We start from the raw sequence: 1,393 nt of genomic DNA on the forward strand, positions 1-1,393 counted from the left end.
GGACGTGGAAGCCCAGCAATGGGTGAAGCTGACCGGTACTAATAGGCCGAGGACTTGACCACACACACAATCTTCCCCACCCCCACGGGTGGGGGCTGCGAAGACAAACGCGTCCACTATACGGTTCCCAACCAACGAACAGACACCACCACCCCCACCACGTGCGCGGGGGTGCGGTGTCCCGGAGTAGTGATAACTCCATACAGTCGTGCCGGCGGTCATAGCGGCGGGGAAACGCCCGGTCCCATTCCGAACCCGGAAGCTAAGCCCACCAGCGCCGATGGTACTGCCCTCTAGCGGGGGTGGGAGAGTAGGACACCGCCGGACACTCACTCACGTGAGGCCCCGACCCAGTAACTGGGTACGGGGCCTCACGCATGTCCACATCCACGCCGCACCCGGCCCGGAGCCCGCTACGTCGTGTCAGCGGCCGGCAGGGGACAATGTGGGGTGACGACCTGAGGAACGAGAGGAATCATCGATGTCTGGTCCCGACCGCCAGAGCAAGCCGGATCCGTCCGACGACGGCCGAGCTGGGCGAAGCGGCGGTGGCCGGGACGATGGGCCGGCCGGCGGCTCGCGCGGAGGCGCTCCCCGGCGCGGTTCGGACGGTTCCTCCGGCGCCGAACGCCGAGGTGGTGGCCGCTCGTCCGGCCGCACCCCCGGCGACGATCCCCGTGGCGACGGTCGTTCGTACCGCCCGCGTTCCGGTGATGACTCCGGAGGTGGCCGCCCGTCGGGTGGTCGTTCCTACGGTCCGCGCTCCGGTGACGACTCCCGCGGCGGCGGTCGTTCCGGCGGCTCCGGCGGCCGTTCCTACGGCTCGCGTTCGGGTGATGACTCCGGCAGTGGCCGCCCGTCGGGTGGTCGCTCCTACGGCCCGCGTTCGGGTGATGACTCCGGCGGTGGCCGTCCGTCGGGTGGTCGTTCCTACGGTCCGCGTTCGGGTGATGACTCCCGCGGCGGCGGTCGTTCCGGCGGCTCCGGCGGCCGCTCCTACGGCCCGCGCTCCGGTGACGACTCCCGCGGCGGCCGCCCGTCGGGTGGTCGCTCCTACGGCCCGCGCTCGGGTGACGACTCCCGTGGTGGTGGTCGTTCCGGCGGCTCCGGCGGCCGTTCCTACGGTGGTCGTTCCGACGGCGACACACGTGGCGGGCGTCCCTCGAGCGGCGGACGGTCGTATGGCGAGCGCTCGCCTGACGACGACCGGCGAGGTGACCGTCCCTCTGGCGGCCGCTCCTTCGGCCAGCGCTCGGCCGACGACTCGCGAGGCCGCGGCCGCCGCGACGACTCCGGCGGCGGGCGCAGCGGCGGCCCCGGCGGCGGTCGGCCGTACGGTCAGCGCTCCGGCGACGACTCGCGAGGTGGCGAGCGGCCGTTCGGTGGCCGTGGC

The 1,393-nt window shown here is 72.4% G+C and carries 1 protein-coding gene and 1 rRNA gene; both read left to right on the plus strand.

Going from position 1 to position 1,393, the window contains the following annotated elements; translation table 11 throughout:
• Positions 1 to 210: 210 nt before the first annotated feature.
• Positions 211 to 327: ribosomal RNA gene (gene rrf / locus DY240_RS03160) — 5S ribosomal RNA — on the plus strand.
• 854 nt (positions 328 to 1,181) lie between these two features.
• Positions 1,182 to 1,393 (plus strand): hypothetical protein (locus DY240_RS33155; RefSeq protein WP_233552582.1); only part of this gene is annotated, 212 nt, incomplete at its 3' end.

The organism is Jiangella rhizosphaerae, from assembly GCF_003579925.1.
Taxonomy (GTDB): domain Bacteria; phylum Actinomycetota; class Actinomycetes; order Jiangellales; family Jiangellaceae; genus Jiangella; species Jiangella rhizosphaerae.